Raw genomic sequence first — 16,660 nt, 5'->3', positions numbered from 1 at the left:
CATAGTAGAATCATAAAACAATGAAGAAAAGTATATTGCTCCTTAGTGCATTCGCTATATTGCTCACCTTGAGCGGCTGCTTCGGTGCCAAGCAAGCTTCTGTTGCAGGCAGAGGTGGCGAGGTGGTTGGCGTGAGCGGTAGAAGCTTTGTAGAGCCAGCCCCTTATGGTATGGTAAAGATAAACCGTGGCTTCCTGAAAATGGGAATGGAGACCCAAGACTCACTCTGGGGAATGAAAACACCACGCAAGGATGTGTCGGTGGATGGATTCTGGATGGATGATACCGAAATCACCAATTCAGAATATAAGCAGTTTGTGGCTTATGTGCGCGATTCTATTCTTCGTACCCGTCTGGCTGATCCTGCTTATGGAGGCGACGAGACTTACATGATTACTGAAGATAAGAATGGCGATCCGGTTACACCTCATGTAAACTGGAAGAAAGCGCTGCCTAAGAAACCTAATGAGGATGAGCAGAGAGCTTTTGAAAGTTTGTATGAAACCAATCCGGTTACAGGAGAAAAACTCATCGACTGGCGCCAGCTCAACTATAAATACGAAATCTATGATTATACAGCTGCGGCTCAGCGTAAGTTCCGCCTGAATCCACAGGAACGTACCTTCAACACCGATGTGAAGATAAATCCGGACGAGGTGGTGATGATTTCGAAAGATACTGCTTATTACGATGATGAGGGTAGAGTGGTGCGTGAGACTATCAACCGTCCGCTTTCAGGACCATGGGATTTCCTGAATACCTATATCGTGAATGTTTATCCTGACACTACCTGTTGGGTAAACGACTTCAGAAATGCAGAGAATGAAACCTATCTGAGAAGTTATTTCAGCAATCCTGCGTATAATGACTATCCGGTAGTAGGTGTTACCTGGGAACAGGCAAATGCCTTCTGCGCCTGGAGAACAGACTATCTGTTGAAGGGTTTAGGTCCTGAAGCTAGATATGTGCAGCGTTACCGTCTGCCAACCGAGGCAGAATGGGAATATGCTGCAAGAGGCAAGAACCAGAATGAATTTCCTTGGGACAATGCGGATGTGAAGAATGGGGATGGCTGTTTTTACGCCAATTTCAAACCAGACAGGGGCAACTATACCAAAGACGGCAACCTGATAACCAGCAAGGTGGCTATCTATTCGCCAAATTCTAATGGACTTTACGATATGGCTGGTAATGTGGCAGAGTGGACAAGTACCGTTTATACAGAGGCGGGTGTTGACGCAATGAGCGATTTTAACCCAACTTTACAGTATAATGCTGCCATAGAAGATCCTTACCGTTTGAAGAAGAAGAGTGTAAGAGGTGGTTCCTGGAAAGACCCAGAGTCGTTTATCCGTTCGGCATGGCGCACTTTCGAGTACCAGAATCAGCCTCGCTCATACATCGGATTCCGTTGTGTGAGAAGTCTTGCTACTACGGCAAGCGGAAAACAGAAACCATTGAAGAATAAGAATAGGAGATAAATAATATGAGCTATTATAGCAAATTCAATATCGTATACCGCTTGCAGAAGTGGATGGATAGTGTGCCGGGTCAGACATTCCTTAACTATGCTTACAGCTGGGGTGCCTCTATCGTAATCGCTGGTACCCTCTTTAAGTTGACCCATCTTCCTGGTGCCAATCTCATGCTTTTCTTAGGTATGGGAACCGAGATTCTCGTGTTCTTCCTTTCTGCTTTCGACCGTCCTTTCGACAAGACTGCCGAAGGTAGAGACTTGCCTACCCATGCTACAGAGGAGTATTTGGAAGGAAAGGTGTCGGCTGAAGAAATGATGACTGCCAAGAATCGTTCTGAAACCATTCAACCTCAGGTTTCTTCTCCTGTCTCTCCTGTAATGACTGCTGCGCCAGAACTGACTCCACTTAATCCTGAAGTGGTGGAAGTTCAGAACAGCTACGTAGAACAGTTGAAGAGCCTGGTAGAAACCTTGAGTAAGGTAAACGAACAGAGTAGCCGACTGACTCGTGACAGCGAGGAGATGGAGAATCTGAACCGTACCTTGACAGGTATCAGCAGGGTATACGAGATGCAGCTGAAAAGTGCCAGCCAGCAGATTGGTACCATTGACCAGATCAATGAGCAGACCAAGATGATGGCAAAGCAGATAGAACAGTTGAACAAGATTTATACCCGTATGATTGATGCCATGACCATCAATATGCGTGTGGCGGCTCCTCATGTAACAAGTGAAGAGTAAAGACGAAGAAAATAAATAGAATCAAGCAAATTTATATCCATGGCAATCAAGAAAAGACCGGTTTCGCCTCGCCAGAAGATGATTAACCTGATGTATGTCATCCTGATGGCTATGTTGGCGCTGAATACTCCTACAGATGAGGAATTCGGTGTCAAAGGCAAGTCTATTGTCGAGAAAATCAAGAAAAGTCTTGCCGATGATGGGAAGAAATCGGATGAGGAGAAGAAAAATATAGATCTGGTAGAACTGAATGTGAATGAACTCGATGCATTCGTTATTCCAGAGAAAACAACCCTCTATGCCGGTGAACGTTTCAATTCGCATGTGGTGATGGCTGCAATAGACAGTACACAGCGCCCGGAAATCTATGTGAATGGTAGTAGGCTGAATGCCGAGAATGGCAGATACAGTTTTGTGGCAGGTGGCGTAGGTGAGCATCAGTTTGGCGGTTACATTCTGATGAGAGGCAAGAATGGCGAGATGATGCGACGCAATTTCGTTCAGAAATACACCGTATTGCCTGTTCCTAATACAGCTACCGTTGCTGCCGACCTGATGAATGTGCTCTATGCAGGCTATGCCAATCCTATCAGCATCAGCGTTCCTGGTGTTCCGGCAAATGCTATCTCTGCTTCCATGACAGGCGGTTCTTTCGTAGCTAAGGGCAATGGTCATTTCGTGGCTACACCTTCAGCGGTGGGTAAGGATGTTACCATCCATGTGACAGCCCGCGATAAGGGACAGGTGAGAAGTCTGCCTCCATTCGTATTCCATGTAAGAAAACTTCCTGACCCAACAGCTTATATTGCGATGGGTACAGACAGATTTAGAGGTGGTGCCCTATCAAAAGGTGCTCTGATGGGTGCTCCTGGCATTCATGCAGCCATAGATGACGGACTCCTTGATATTCCGTTTAAGGTGCTGGGCTTCGAAACCGTGTTCTTCGATAATATGGGAAATGCCATACCTTTGGCTTCGGCGGGTTCCAAATTCTCAGAACGACAGCGCGAAGAGTTCAGAAAACTGTCAAGAAACCGACGCTTCTATATCTCGCATATCAAGGCTGTAGGTCCTGATGGAATTACCCGAAATCTGCCGGCAGCAATGGAAGTTATCGTTAGGTAAGTGAAGTAAGTGAAGAGTGAAAAACGAAGAGTGAAGAATTCAACGGCTTTGCTAATCATAAAGTTCAATGTTCAAAGTTCAATGTAATGAAAAAGATATTATTCATATTCATGCTTTTGGGAATGGTGCAGAGCATCATGGCACAGCCAGCGGCTCGCAGAAAGCAGGCTCAGCAAAAGGCACAACAGTCGAATGCTGACAATATGACCTTGCGTGCCAGACTCTATTTCCCTACAGCCATTCCGATGGATGAGGACGTGGTTTGGAGAAGAGACATCTATCGTGAACTCAATCTCACAGATGATGCCAATGCAGCCTTGTATTATCCTGTAGAGCCAACAGATGGTAAGATGAATCTCTTTACCTATATCTTTAAACTGATGTTTACGGGTAGAGTACCTGTTTATCAGTATCGTATGGATGGTAATGAAGATTTTTCTGCCGCCAACCGTCTTACTCCGAAAGCATTCGTAGATAATTATCATATCTACTACGAGAAGACTGATAACGGAAAGGTGCATATTGATGACAGCGATATTCCGTCAGCAGAAGTGAAGGCGTACTATGTGAAGGAGACTTCTTATTATGACCAGAAAACAGCTTCTTTCCATACCAAGGTATTGGCTTTGTGCCCTATCATGACCCGTAATGATGACTTTGGCGATGTAGGAAACAAGTATCCGCTCTTCTGGGTGAAGTATGATGATCTGGCTCCTTTCCTGGCTAAGCAGCAGCTGATGACCAGTAATGTGAACAATGCTGCTGTGATGAGTGCAGAAGATTATTTTACCAAGAATCTGTATCAGGGTAAAATCTACAAGACCAATAATATGCAGGGCAATACCCTGGCACAATACTGTCCTTCGGATACGGCTATGGCGAAGGAACAGAAACGCATAGAAGCTGAGTTGGAAGCCTTTGAGAAGAATATCTGGGGTAATCAGGCTCGGAAGGATTCTCTTGACAGTATTGCCAAGGCAGAAAAGAATATGGATGCCAAGACTCTGAAGAAAAGCCGTAACAGAAGAAGTGGTTCTGCATCTAAACCAGCTAAGACTTCTACTGTTAAAAAACGCAGATCAGGAGGAAGTAACGTTTCTACTGGTGGCTCGGCTAGGGTAACGGTTCGTAGAGAACGTCATTAAATTATATAAGAATTAAAGTAAATATAGAATGAAGAAAGTTTTATCAGTATTAATGGTTGTAGTAGCCATGATGTTTGCTACAAATGCTAATGCCCAGATTAAGTTTGGTTTGAAGGGCGGTTTGGATGTTACTAACATGTCTTTGAGTAACGATGTATTCGATGCATCTAACAAGACTGGTTTCTTTGTAGGTCCAATGGTAAAGGTTACTATACCTATTGTTGGCTTGAGCTTTGATGCTGCAGCCTTGTACGATCAGAAGGAAGCTAAGGTTTCTGCTGAGAATGTAGAGACAACAATGACTCAGAAATCTCTTAATATTCCTGTAAACGTACGTTATGGCTTCGGTTTGAGTAGCTTGGCTAATGTTTTCGTTTTCGCTGGTCCACAGTGGGGTATCAACGTTGGCGACAAGAACTTCAAGTGGGATAAATCAGGCTGTTATTCTCTGAAGAAATCTAACTTCAGTGTAAACGTAGGTCTGGGTGTTACCCTGATGAGCCATCTCCAGCTTTCTGCAAACTATAACATCGCTTGCGGTAAGACTGCTGATGCAACCTGGACAGATGTAAGCAACAATATTATTAAAGGTAACAGTAAGAATAACAGTTGGCAGATTGCTTTGGGTTATTGGTTCTAATCTTGCAAAAGAACAGGCCAGATTATGGGTGAGAACATCGTATGGTCTCGCCTAGTACATCTTAAAATATATAAAAGCAGGTATCCGATGATGGGTATCTGCTTTTTTTTTGCTAACTTTGCAAGTCGAAAGTCTGAATGGTGGATATTTCAAGGTTAAAGAATATTAGAAATGAAGTATGTAGATGTGATATTACCCCTTCCGCTCGACGGAACCTTTACTTATTCTGTCCCTGATGGGATGGAAGGGAAAGTTGTGCCTGGGGTACGCTTGCTGGTTCCTCTTGGTAAAAGTAAGAAATATATCGCAATGGCTACCCGGCTGCATAATGATAAGCCTGCATTCTCCTGCAAACCTGTCGAGGCGGTACTTGACAATACGCCTTCGCTGTTGCCTCAGCAGATGAGATTGTGGCAATGGATTGGCTATTATTATATGGCTCCTTTAGGCGATGTCTATAATGCTGCCATGCCTGGTGGACTGAAATCTACAGAGAAATTCAAGCCCAAGATGGAACTCTATGTAGAACTTGCCAGTACGTACCGTAGTGAGCAGGCACTTCATGTAGCGCTCAACTTGGTGCAAAGAGCCTTGAAGCAAGCCAAAACTTTAACCACCTTTCTGAGTCTCTCGCATTGGGACAGTCTTGATGGAGATACGCCTAGGGAAGGTATAAAAAAAGTGACCAAGGAAGAACTGATGAATGAGAGCCATTGTACAGCTGCTGTTGTCAAGGCGCTTATTGATAGAGGAATCCTCTTTACTTACGAATTGGAAATAGGACGATTGAATACGAATGGAGAATCTCATCTTGACTTGATTAAACCTCTCTCCTTGGCTCAGCAAGATGCCTATAATGGTATCCTGATGCAAATGATGAAAAAGGATGTTGTATTGCTTCATGGTGTGACATCCAGCGGAAAGACGGAAATCTACATCCATCTCATCAAAAAAGCCATCGAGGAACACAAGCAGGTGCTCTATCTTCTGCCGGAAATCGCTCTGACCGTACAAATCATGGAGCGCCTTCATAGAGTTTTCGGCGACCGGCTGGGCATCTACCATTCTAAATATAGTGATGCTGAGCGTGTAGAAATCTGGCAGAAACAACTCTCTGATCATCCCTATGATGTAATCCTGGGTGCAAGAAGTGCCGTCTTCCTGCCTTTTAAGAATTTGGGACTCGTCATCATAGACGAAGAGCACGAGACTTCCTTTAAACAACAGGATCCTGCTCCGCGCTACCATGCCAGAAGTGCTGCCATAGTGCTTGCCAAGATGTATGGGGCAAAGACATTATTGGGTACGGCTACGCCTTCGATGGAGAGTTATTATAATGCGCAGCAAGGCAAGTATGGACTGGTAGAACTGAAAACAAGATACAAAGGTGTTCAGCTGCCGGAAATTCAGGTGGTAGATGTAAAAGACTTGCGCCGCCGTAAGATGATGAGCGGTCCTTTCTCTCCACAACTTTTGGCTGCAGTAAGAGAGGCTTTGAAGAATGGGCAACAGGCAATTCTCTTTCAGAATCGTCGTGGTTTTGCGCCGATGGTTGAATGTAAGGTATGTGGTTGGGTGCCGAAATGTAAGAACTGTGATGTCTCGCTTACGTTACACAAAAGCATTAACCTGCTGACTTGCCATTATTGTGGTTACACTTATCCGGTTCCTACGGAATGTCCTAACTGTGGCAGTACGGAAATCATGGGACGTGGTTTTGGTACCGAGAAGATAGAAGACCAGATAGCGGAAATCTTTCCGGAAGCCAAGATTGCCAGAATGGATTTGGATACAACACGTACACGAAATGCCTACGAACGTCTTATCGCAGACTTCTCTGAAGGCAGGACGAATCTTCTCATAGGCACGCAAATGGTTTCTAAGGGTCTTGATTTCGATAAGGTGAGTGTAGTAGGTATCTTGAATGCTGATTCGATGCTCAACTATCCTGATTTCCGAGCCTACGAACATGCTTTCATGATGATGGCACAGGTGAGTGGTAGAGCTGGAAGAAAAGGTAAGCGTGGCTTGGTGATTCTACAGACCAAGAATCCTACCTTGCCTGTAATCGGACAGGTGGTGCATAATGATTATGAAGGCTTGTATCAGGGTATTCTGGAGGAGAGAAGAACTTTTCATTATCCACCTTTCTTCCACCTGATTAATGTCTATGTAAAACATAAATATGATAAGGTATGCGAACAGGCTAGCCATGAGCTCAGCAAAACGCTGAGAAGCTGGTTTGGCGGGCGTGTATTGGGACCCGATAAACCTGCTGTGGCAAGGGTTAAGACGATGAACATTCGAAAGATTGTTATCAAACTGGAAAATGGTATTGATCAGCAGAAGGTGAGAGAATATCTGAAGTTTGCTCAGCAACAGATGGGAAAGGATCCGAGATATGGAGCTCTGCAGATTTATTATGATGTAGACCCATTGTAGTCCCTGTCCATGCTTTTCTCTGGCAGAATGGAAGAAAATAAGATTGGTAAATAAAATGAAAAAGGCTATCCGTTACTTGTTGCAAGAACGGGTAGCCTTTTAATTATGATAATTGTAGTTATGTTTAGAAGTTGATGTCAAGACCTACTGCGAATACGTTGTTGTTACGTGTGTAGTCTGTACTGTAGGTCTTTCCTATTAGTTTTACATTCTCTGAAGTCTTCTTGTGCTGATAGAAGGTGTGGAAGTAAGCCACGTTCAAATCCATCTTCTTATTGATGTGATAAACACCACCAATAGCTGCAGAGTTGGAACCAACAACGAATGACTTGTCATCCATATATTCATCGCTCAAGCCATAGTTGGTATTCTGCCAACCTGTACTCAAGGTAATCTTCTTGTTTACATCTACCTCGACACCTGCGTTGTACTCCAATGTACCACGCTTTAACTTTTCCTGTCGGTTGTTGTAAGATGTAGCGTGCTTGTCATCGAACCAGTGGAAACCTACGTTTACGCGTACTGCATTTACAGGGCTGTAGCCAACACCGAGTGCCAGATAAGCAGGAATATCACCAGCAATCTTCTTGCCATCCTCATATTCACCGATAGCCTCTTCGAGCTCTGTATCGAACTGAGTCTTCAAGCCAGCCATTGTCTTTAGTACATCACCGTTAGTCAAAACTGCTTGAGTAGTATTTGTAGCTACAGCTTGAGCTTTCTCTGGAGTCATACCCTTATTTGTGAACACCTGAGTCAATGTTCCAACCATCTGTCTGGACAAGTTGTCTGGGAGAGCACTGATACTAGGAGCCTGATTTACAGACTTGTTCTTCAAACGTATACGAGTCTTGAACTCATATTTTGCAGAGAAGTTCCACCTGCCAGTCTTGAAGTCCACACCGATGATAGGAGTAAAGCCGATGCCGCTCTGATCACAGCTCAATTCAATGTTGGCTGCATTTTCCTTGTTAGGATCGAGTACCTTGTAAAGAGGCATGTTGCCTACCTTGATGTTTTCAACATATCCATAGTAGTTTGTTGAAGCATAAACGCCACGCACGCCTGCAAATGCGCTGAAGTTGTCGCTGAATTTATATGCAGCACCTACAGAGAGACCGTAATAGTACTGACGGCCATGCATATAGCTATTGTAACTATATTCGCCTTTCTGACCGAAAGCTTGGTCGGTTGTAAACATTTGCATTCCTGGCTGTCCAAGTGTATTGCCCAATACATTGTCAACAGTTCTTGCCAAACCGCAAGCAGCCATTGCTGTCTCAGCTACGATCTTCTCGAAAGAGCCAAGACCATTATCGAAGGTACACTTGCCACCGCCACCTGTGAGGGCGAAACTAGCCTGGAGTGACCATCTACCTTTATTATAAGCATACTGGAATGAAGGGATGACAGGCGCAAAAGCCTCACCCTTGAATGTACGAGGAGTAATTGGATTGTTCACATTGTTTGTGAACAGAGCATAATCATTTTCAATGCTACGTGTCTGGTAAGCCAACTGCCAGTTGATGGCGAGATGGTGACCTTCACCCATGAATACAACTCCGGCTGGATTGTAATAAACGCCGTCGATACCAATTGAAGCCTCACGGCTCATCATTCTGTTGAATGCAACATGCTGATTGGTGTTAGTGAGCAAACCGCCTGCAAAAGATGGGGTTGCACAAGCCATCGCAATGGCTAAACTAACTAATTTTAGTTTCTTCATCTTAATAATATTAAATTAAAACGTCCGCAAAGGTAATTATAATGTTCTATTTCGCTATTGGTTTTATTAAATATTTAAAACATATTAACGCAAAAAGCCCTTTCTCTTGCACAGATTTTAAAAACTGTGCAAGAAAAAGAGCTTTTATTGGTTATGTTTTACCTTTTTGTATATCCGCTTATACGCTTTACGGCATAAGAACTTTACGAAGTGTATCTTTACTCTTGTTCTTTAGACTCCTGACTCGTCTTTTTGCCGGCATTCTGTCTTACGTTCAAGTGAGGATACGAAATACGGGTATGGTAAATAGCCTTGAGTCGTTCGATGAGTACCTGTTTAGCGAGAGCGATGTCTCGGAACGTGATAGGGCACTCCTTGAAGAAACCATCTGCCACCTGTCCGTCGATGAGCTTATTGACGAGGTTACTGATGCTTTCTTCTGTATATTCGTTCAGAGAGCGCGAAGCCGCTTCAACCGTATCTGCCATCATCAGGATGGCCTGTTCGCGGGTAAATGGGTTCGGACCAGGATATTGGAACTGTGACTTGTCAATCACCTCTGTAGGGTGAGCATTACAGTAATTAATATAGAAATACTTGGTGATGCCCGTTCCATGATGAGTAGTGATAAAATCCTTTATGATGCCTGGCAGACCAACCTTCTCTGCCATCTTCAGACCTTCTGAAACATGGCTTATGATAATCTGTGCGCTCTCAAGGTCGCTTAATTGGTCGTGAGGATTAACGCCCGCCTGATTCTCTGTGAAGAAAACAGGGTTAGTCATCTTACCGATATCATGATATAGTGCTCCGGTACGTACCAGGAGACTGTTGGCTCTGATGCGGTTGGCAATCTCTGCTGCCAGGTTACCTACGGTGATAGAATGCTGGAAGGTGCCTGGAGCAATCTCACTCAGGTTGCGAAGTAATCCCTTGTTGGTATTTGACAACTCGAAAAGTGTAACATTAGATGTAAATCCAAACATCTTTTCTATAATGTACATGAGCGGATATGAGAGTAGCAGGAAGATGCCGTTTACGGTAAAGTAGGTATACATGCTGGCATCTACGTTGAACACCTGGTTGTCCTGCATCAACTGAAGGGCAAGATATACTACACCGCTGGCTATAGTTACCAACAGGGCTGTGATGAATATCTGCGAACGCTTGCTGAGTTCACGCAAACTGTAAATAGCAACAAGGCCAGCTACCAGCTGTACGATGATAAACTCGTACTGGTACTTTACTGCTGCTGCACAAATGAGGATCATCGTAACGTGGCTGATAAAGGCAGTACGCGAGTCCATAAACACACGTACGAAGATAGGCGCCATGGCAAATGGGATGATATAGACACTGAAGAAATTGTGTTTCATCATGAGTGACACAAAGATAGGGAACAGCGTAATCATCGCATAAAGCATGGTAATGCTGCGCGGCTTATCAAAATAGTCTTTTCTGAAAAGTGAGAGATAAGAGGTAAACAGCATGACAAGAATGAAGATAAACAGTACCTGTCCGATGATAGTGGTTGTCAGTTCTTCCTGAGTAGAGCTGCGGCGCTTCATCTCCTTATCGAATGAATTGAGCACCCGATAGGTATTGTTTGTAATCACTTCACCACGATCCACAATCTTCTGACCGCTCATCACCATTCCGCTTGCCAGTGGAATGCTGCTCATCATGTCGGCTTTCTCTGCCTCGCTTCTTTCCTTATCGTATATGACGTTAGCTTCAACATAATTATTGAGGTTGCAACGGGATAAAAGCTGTCGCTGGGTTGCCAGTTTCTCATCGTAGAAGATGCGTTCGTAAGCGGCAATAGTAGAGTAGAACGAACCGATAGGTACGCTCTTCACATTCTTTCCGTTGATAATTCGTATCATACTGGTAGAATCTTTGTAGATACGATTATATTCCGTGGTAGCGATGATGCCGGTCTGATAAAGGCGCTGAAGCTGGTGGGCTATGAGTCCCACATATTCTTTTGGCAAACCTGGTACACCTTGGCTGAAGTCGTGCAGGAAACGGCTCACCTGTTCGCTGCCGATGGATTCATTGACAGAATAATAAGGTTGGAATTGCTTCATCAGCGAATCCTGTTCACGCTTGATGGCTTCATCGGTCTTATAGATCGGAAAGTCAAATTTTGCGATGACGGAACCATACATCCATGGCTTTCCAACATCGTACCGGAACATCCTTCCTTCGTTGCGAGGAAGGAACCAAACAATGATAGCAACGGTAATTAATATCAAAACCGTTTTTGTGGCGAAATTGCGCCAATAGTTCTCTTCTGGGTTGTTAAATATGCTCATTTTCCTACTTTTTTCTTACTTATTTCGTTTTACAGTGCGAAAATACGAAAAAAAACGGCTAAAATCGCAAAAAAAGATGTAAATTTGCAGAAAAATTTGAAAATAGCTATAAAAAGACATGGCAGATAGAAAAGTAAGGGTGCGTTTTGCCCCTAGTCCAACGGGTGCATTGCACATTGGCGGTGTTCGTACCGCTCTGTATAATTATTTGTTTGCTCGCCAACATGGAGGTGAGCTGGTGTTCCGTATTGAGGATACAGATTCTCATCGTTTCGTGCCTGGAGCCGAAGAATATATCCTGGAATCTTTCAAGTGGCTGGGTATCCAGTTTGACGAGGGTGTAAGTTTCGGTGGGGAGCATGGACCTTATCGCCAGAGTGAACGTCGTGATATCTATAAGCAGTATGTTCAGCAGCTCCTGGATAATGATAAGGCGTATATTGCTTTTGATACTCCTGAGGAGTTGGAAGCGAAACGTGCCGAAATCCAGAATTTCCAGTATGATGCTCATACTCGTATGCAGATGCGCAACTCTCTGACTCTTTCTAAGGAAGAGGTTGATAAACTGATTGCTGACGGAAAGCAGTATACTGTACGTTTCAAGATTGAACCGGGACAGGAAATTCACGTGAACGATATGATTCGTGGTGACGTGAAGGTAATGAGCGATATCCTGGATGATAAGGTACTTTATAAGAGTGCTGATGAATTGCCAACTTATCACCTGGCAAATATCGTAGACGACCGCCTGATGGAAATCTCTCATGTAATCCGCGGTGAGGAGTGGTTGCCTAGTGCGCCTTTGCACGTACTTCTTTATAAGGCTTTCGGTTGGGAAGATACCATGCCTCGTTTTGCGCATCTTCCTTTGCTTCTTAAGCCTGAAGGTAAAGGTAAGCTGAGTAAGCGTGATGGCGACCGCCTCGGTTTCCCGGTATTCCCGCTTGAGTGGCATGATCCTAAGACTGGCGAGGTTTCTTCCGGTTATCGTGAGAGTGGCTACTTCCCAGAGGCTGTAGTCAACTTCCTGGCGCTCCTCGGCTGGAATCCTGGTACAGAACAGGAAATCTTCTCTCTTGATGAACTGGTGAAGGCTTTTGATATTTCACGTTGCTCTAAGGCTGGTGCCAAGTTCGACTTCAAGAAGGGAATCTGGTTCAACCACGAATACATTCTGATGAAGAGCGATGATGAAATAGCTAACCTCTTTGCCCCTATTGTTGCCAACAATGGTGTAGAGGAAACTCTGGACCGCGTAAAGCAGGTGGTACACATGATGAAGGATCGTGTGAACTTTGTCTATGAATTGTGGCCATTGTGTTCTTTCTTCTTCATTGCTCCTACAGAGTATGATGCTAAGACAGCCAAGAAGCGCTGGAAGGAATATTCTGCACAGCAGATGACAGAACTTGCTGATGTGCTTGAAGGTATTGAGGATTTCTCTATCGAAGGTCAGGAACCTGTCGTGATGAAATGGGTAGAGGATAAGGGCTATAAGCTGGGTGATGTGATGAACGCATTCCGTCTGACTCTCGTAGGTGAGGGTAAGGGCCCGGGTATGTTCGATATCTCTGCCTTCCTTGGCAAGGAGGAAACTCTGCGCCGTCTTCGCAAGGCAATCGAAGTTTTGGGTTAATTCACAATAATTTCTCTCTGAATGGCTTTCTGCAGCATATTGCTGAAGGCTATTCAGAGAGTTCACGTATTTATAGATAGTAACCAATATAAAGAAATATCATGATCTATAATATCGTAATATATTTTGTCCTTTGGGGCATAGCCATTGCAAGTCTGTTTAATGAAAAGGTGCGCAAGATGTGGCGTGGTGAGCGTGAGGCTTTCAAAATATTGAAGCAGAAGGTGGATCCTAACGGTAAGTACATTTGGTTTCATGCTGCATCGCTCGGTGAGTTTGAACAGGGACGACCTTTGATGGAACGTATCCGCAAGGACTATCCTCAGTATAAGATTCTGCTTACCTTCTATTCTCCTTCAGGTTATGAGGTGCGCAAGAACTATGAGGGAGCTGACATCATCTGTTATATGCCGGTGGATACTCGGTTGAACGCCATCCGTTTCCTTAGACTGGTACGTCCTGTGATGGCTTTCTTCATCAAGTATGAGTTCTGGTCTAATTTCCTTCATATTCTGAAACATCGCAACATTCCTACTTATAGCGTGAGCAGTATCTTCCGCGAGGATCAGGTGTTCTTCAAATGGTACGGCAGAAGCTATGCTGGAGTGCTGAAGTGCTTTACCCGTTTCTTCGTACAGAACGAAGAGAGTAAGCAATTGCTCAAAGGTATCGGCATCACGGCTGTGGATGTGGTAGGAGATACCCGTTTCGACCGTGTTCTCCAGATAAAGGAGGCTGCCAAGCATTTGCCGATTTGCGAGGCTTTCAGAACAGGAGTGGCTTCATCTCAGTCTGCGGATGTACCTCATCATGATTTCAAGGTATTTGTTGCCGGTAGCTCTTGGCCACCAGATGAGAATGTCTTTATACCTTTCTTTAATGAGCATAAGGATTGGCGCCTGCTGATTGCTCCTCATGTCATCGCTGAAGAGCATCTGAAGTTGATTCTTTCTCTGATAAAGGACAAGAAGGTGGTGCGCTATACGCAAACTACTCCTGAAGAAGCTGCGGAGGCTGATGTCTTGATCATCGATTGTTTCGGATTGTTGAGCAGTATGTACAACTATGGTGATGTGGCTTATATCGGTGGTGGCTTTGGTGTAGGTATTCATAACACCTTGGAGGCTGCCGTATGGAATATGCCGGTTATCTTTGGTCCGAACAATAAAAAGTTTCAGGAGGCTCAGGGCTTGCTGAAATCGGGTGGAGGTTTTGAAATCAATACCTATGAGGATTTCTCAGGTTTGATGAGTTCTCTGATGAATGATGAGACCTTCCTGAAACAGGCTGGCGATAAGGCTGGCACCTTCGTAGCTCATTTGGCTGGCGCTACAGATAAGGTCTTGGCAAGTGTAAAGTTGTAATTTATAGTATCCTATACAAGAAAAGGTCTCATGAATATTTTTTTTCATGAGACCTTTTCTTGTATATGTATGTGCCGTAAACCAGGCATCCTGCCTTTATTTGATAATGCGGTAGTAATCCTCTTTTCTTGGTTTTACGGTATGAGGATGCGCAGAAGCATAACCCAAGGCTAAGGCTCCTACTCCCATCAAACCTTCTGGAAGATTCCAGTCTTTCATCAACTTCTTGCCTTCTTCTGATGCAAACATGCCGTCTTCACGGTTAATCCAGCAAGATGCAAGGCCGATAGAGTGGGCAGCAAGCATCATATTGCCTAGGATGAGGCTGCCATCTTTCACACCGTTAACGTTGCTTTCTGGTGCTAGAACGATAACGATGGTTGGCGCTCCATAGTAAGGGTCGCTTTCTACACCCATGATTTCTGCGTTCATCTTGCGAAGCTGGGCGCAAATCTCAGGGGTCTGAACGGCGATGATGAAAGGCTCCTGTGTGCCATGACCTGTTGCTGCCCATGTGCCGGCTTCCAATACCGTCTTCAACTCTTCGTCGGTAATCTGATCTGCCTTGAAGCGACGAATACTTCTTCTCTCCTTAATGGCTTTCAAAACTTCATTTTCCATCTTATCTTGTTTTAAACATTTTATTTAGAAATATTTTCTCTTTCTTCGCCTTTTATGCAGGACATCCGCTTAAATCCTCTTCATCCATATACTGGCTGAGAACCCGAGCAATGCGAATCAGGCCCTGCATCAGGGTCTTGCGAGGACAGGCGATGTTGAGGCGCAGGTAGCCCTGACCAGCCTTTCTGCCATACATCGTACCACTGTTGACGAATACCTTACCATCGTTCATCAGCTTTTCATAAGCCTCGTCGCTTGACAGTTCGAATGGCAGGATATCGAGCCATACCAGGTAGGTGCCTTCAAGGCGGGTAACGCGAACTTGTGGCAATTCGGTATTGAAGAATTCCTTTACTGCCTGATAGTTCTCATAGAGATATTGGTTCAATTCATCCAACCATTCTTCTCCCTCATTGTAAGCTGCCTGGAGAGCGATAACGCCGAATGGGTTTACGTCACAAACCTCGTTGATGTTGATGGCACGGTTGATGCGGCGGCGCAATGTTGCATCCGGACAGATAATGTTGGCTATCTGAAGTCCTGCAATATTGAATGACTTTGAAGGGGAATTCAATACCACGCAGTTGTCACGGCAAGCTTCGCTGATGCTGGCAAATGGAGTATACTGATAGCCTGGCATGATGAGCTCGCAATGAATTTCATCTGCGATGACCTTTACCCCGTGCTTGAGACAGATGTCGTTCATTCGCTCAAGTTCCTCTTTCTTCCATACTCTTCCGGCTGGATTGTGAGGATTGCAGAGGATGAAGGCTGTGGTCTTCTCATCAGCACATTTGCGCTCGAAGTCTTCGAAATCTATCTCATAAGTGCAGTTGCCCACACGTTTCAGTTCGTTTTCTACTACTTCGCAGCCGCTGTTTGTAATGCAGGAGAAGAAGCAGTTGTAGACAGGTGTCTGTACCAATACCTTTTCGCCAGGCATGCAGATGGCTTTCAGACAGCAAGAAATGGCTGGTACAACGCCTGGAGTATAGAGAATCCAGTCTTTCTCTATCTTCCACTGGTGGCGGCGGGAGAACCAGCTGATGATAGCCTCGTAATAAGAATCAGGTACGAGGGTATAGCCGAAGATGCCATGAGCTACGCGCTTCTGCAGGGCTTCGATGATGCAGGGAGCTGTCTGGAAGTCCATATCTGCTACCCACATCGGAATAACGCCGTCTTCCTTCACCAAATCCCATTTGTATGAGTTGGTTCCACGACGTTCGATGATTTCATCAAAATTGTATTTCATATTTGTTTTCTATCTATGTTGTTTCTTCTATCTATATAGGATAATTCTCTTATTTATATAGGATGATTCTCTTTTTCTCCTAATTGAAATCTTCGTTCATAGACTTTGAATCTCCGTTCAAAGACATTGAACGTACATTCAAAGCTTTTGAACGGCCGTTCAGTGTCTAT

At 44.5% G+C, this 16,660-nt stretch carries 11 protein-coding genes and 1 pseudogene; 8 read left to right on the top strand and 4 right to left on the bottom strand.

What is annotated here, in order from left to right:
- Positions 1-20 precede the first annotated feature (20 nt).
- The 6 genes and pseudogenes from ONT08_RS04180 (at position 21) to priA (ending at position 7,570) form a co-directional block, all read left to right on the top strand.
- Complete coding sequence (locus ONT08_RS04180) at positions 21-1,481, top strand: SUMF1/EgtB/PvdO family nonheme iron enzyme (protein ID WP_117587694.1); 1,461 nt, start codon at positions 21-23, stop codon at positions 1,479-1,481.
- 5 nt (positions 1,482-1,486) lie between these two features.
- On the top strand, positions 1,487-2,218 hold the full coding sequence (gldL, locus tag ONT08_RS04175) for a gliding motility protein GldL (protein ID WP_118085877.1): 732 nt from the start codon (positions 1,487-1,489) through the stop codon (positions 2,216-2,218).
- 228 nt (positions 2,219-2,446) lie between these two features.
- Positions 2,447-3,343 (top strand): annotated as a pseudogene (gldM, locus tag ONT08_RS04170) (gliding motility protein GldM); the annotation flags it as partial.
- Positions 3,344-3,429: 86 nt separating this feature from the next.
- Positions 3,430-4,488 (top strand): gliding motility protein GldN, encoded by a 1,059-nt coding sequence (gldN, locus tag ONT08_RS04165; RefSeq protein ID WP_264959304.1) that lies wholly within the window; start codon positions 3,430-3,432, stop codon positions 4,486-4,488.
- Between the two features lie 28 nt (positions 4,489-4,516).
- On the top strand, positions 4,517-5,128 hold the full coding sequence (locus ONT08_RS04160; RefSeq protein ID WP_118085880.1) for a porin family protein: 612 nt from the start codon (positions 4,517-4,519) through the stop codon (positions 5,126-5,128).
- A gap of 171 nt (positions 5,129-5,299) precedes the next feature.
- Complete coding sequence (gene priA, locus ONT08_RS04155; RefSeq protein WP_119235787.1) at positions 5,300-7,570, top strand: replication restart helicase PriA; 2,271 nt, start codon at positions 5,300-5,302, stop codon at positions 7,568-7,570.
- Between the two features lie 124 nt (positions 7,571-7,694).
- Here the strand turns inward: priA and ONT08_RS04150 are convergent, their stop codons facing one another.
- Both ONT08_RS04150 and ONT08_RS04145 read right to left on the bottom strand, forming a co-directional pair.
- On the bottom strand, positions 7,695-9,296 hold the full coding sequence (locus ONT08_RS04150) for an OmpP1/FadL family transporter (RefSeq protein WP_264959303.1): 1,602 nt from the start codon (positions 9,294-9,296) through the stop codon (positions 7,695-7,697).
- Positions 9,297-9,514: 218 nt separating this feature from the next.
- Positions 9,515-11,614, bottom strand: coding sequence for an HD family phosphohydrolase (locus tag ONT08_RS04145; RefSeq protein ID WP_117587700.1), 2,100 nt, complete (start codon positions 11,612-11,614; stop codon positions 9,515-9,517).
- 118 nt (positions 11,615-11,732) lie between these two features.
- Here ONT08_RS04145 and gltX point away from each other — a divergent pair, with 118 nt between their 5' ends.
- Entirely contained in the window at positions 11,733-13,250 is a 1,518-nt protein-coding gene (gene gltX / locus ONT08_RS04140; protein ID WP_264959302.1) for a glutamate--tRNA ligase, read from the top strand.
- 104 nt (positions 13,251-13,354) lie between these two features.
- Positions 13,355-14,614 carry a 3-deoxy-D-manno-octulosonic acid transferase gene (locus ONT08_RS04135; RefSeq protein WP_264959564.1) on the top strand — a complete coding sequence of 420 codons (1,260 nt, stop codon included), beginning with the start codon at positions 13,355-13,357 and terminating at the stop codon, positions 14,612-14,614.
- Between the two features lie 96 nt (positions 14,615-14,710).
- On the opposite strand, the gene ONT08_RS04130 is transcribed toward ONT08_RS04135, so the two are convergent.
- Together ONT08_RS04130 and ONT08_RS04125 are read right to left on the bottom strand one after the other, a co-directional pair.
- Positions 14,711-15,235 carry a nitroreductase family protein gene (locus ONT08_RS04130; RefSeq protein ID WP_264959301.1) on the bottom strand — a complete coding sequence of 175 codons (525 nt, stop codon included), beginning with the start codon at positions 15,233-15,235 and terminating at the stop codon, positions 14,711-14,713.
- Between the two features lie 52 nt (positions 15,236-15,287).
- Positions 15,288-16,490, bottom strand: coding sequence for a MalY/PatB family protein (locus ONT08_RS04125; protein WP_117586703.1), 1,203 nt, complete (start codon positions 16,488-16,490; stop codon positions 15,288-15,290).
- Between the last annotated feature and the right edge of the window lie 170 nt (positions 16,491-16,660).

The organism is Segatella copri (assembly GCF_026015465.1).
In the GTDB taxonomy this organism is placed as follows: Bacteria; Bacteroidota; Bacteroidia; order Bacteroidales; family Bacteroidaceae; genus Prevotella; species Prevotella copri_E.
This window is presented reverse-complemented; position numbering and strand designations above follow the sequence as displayed.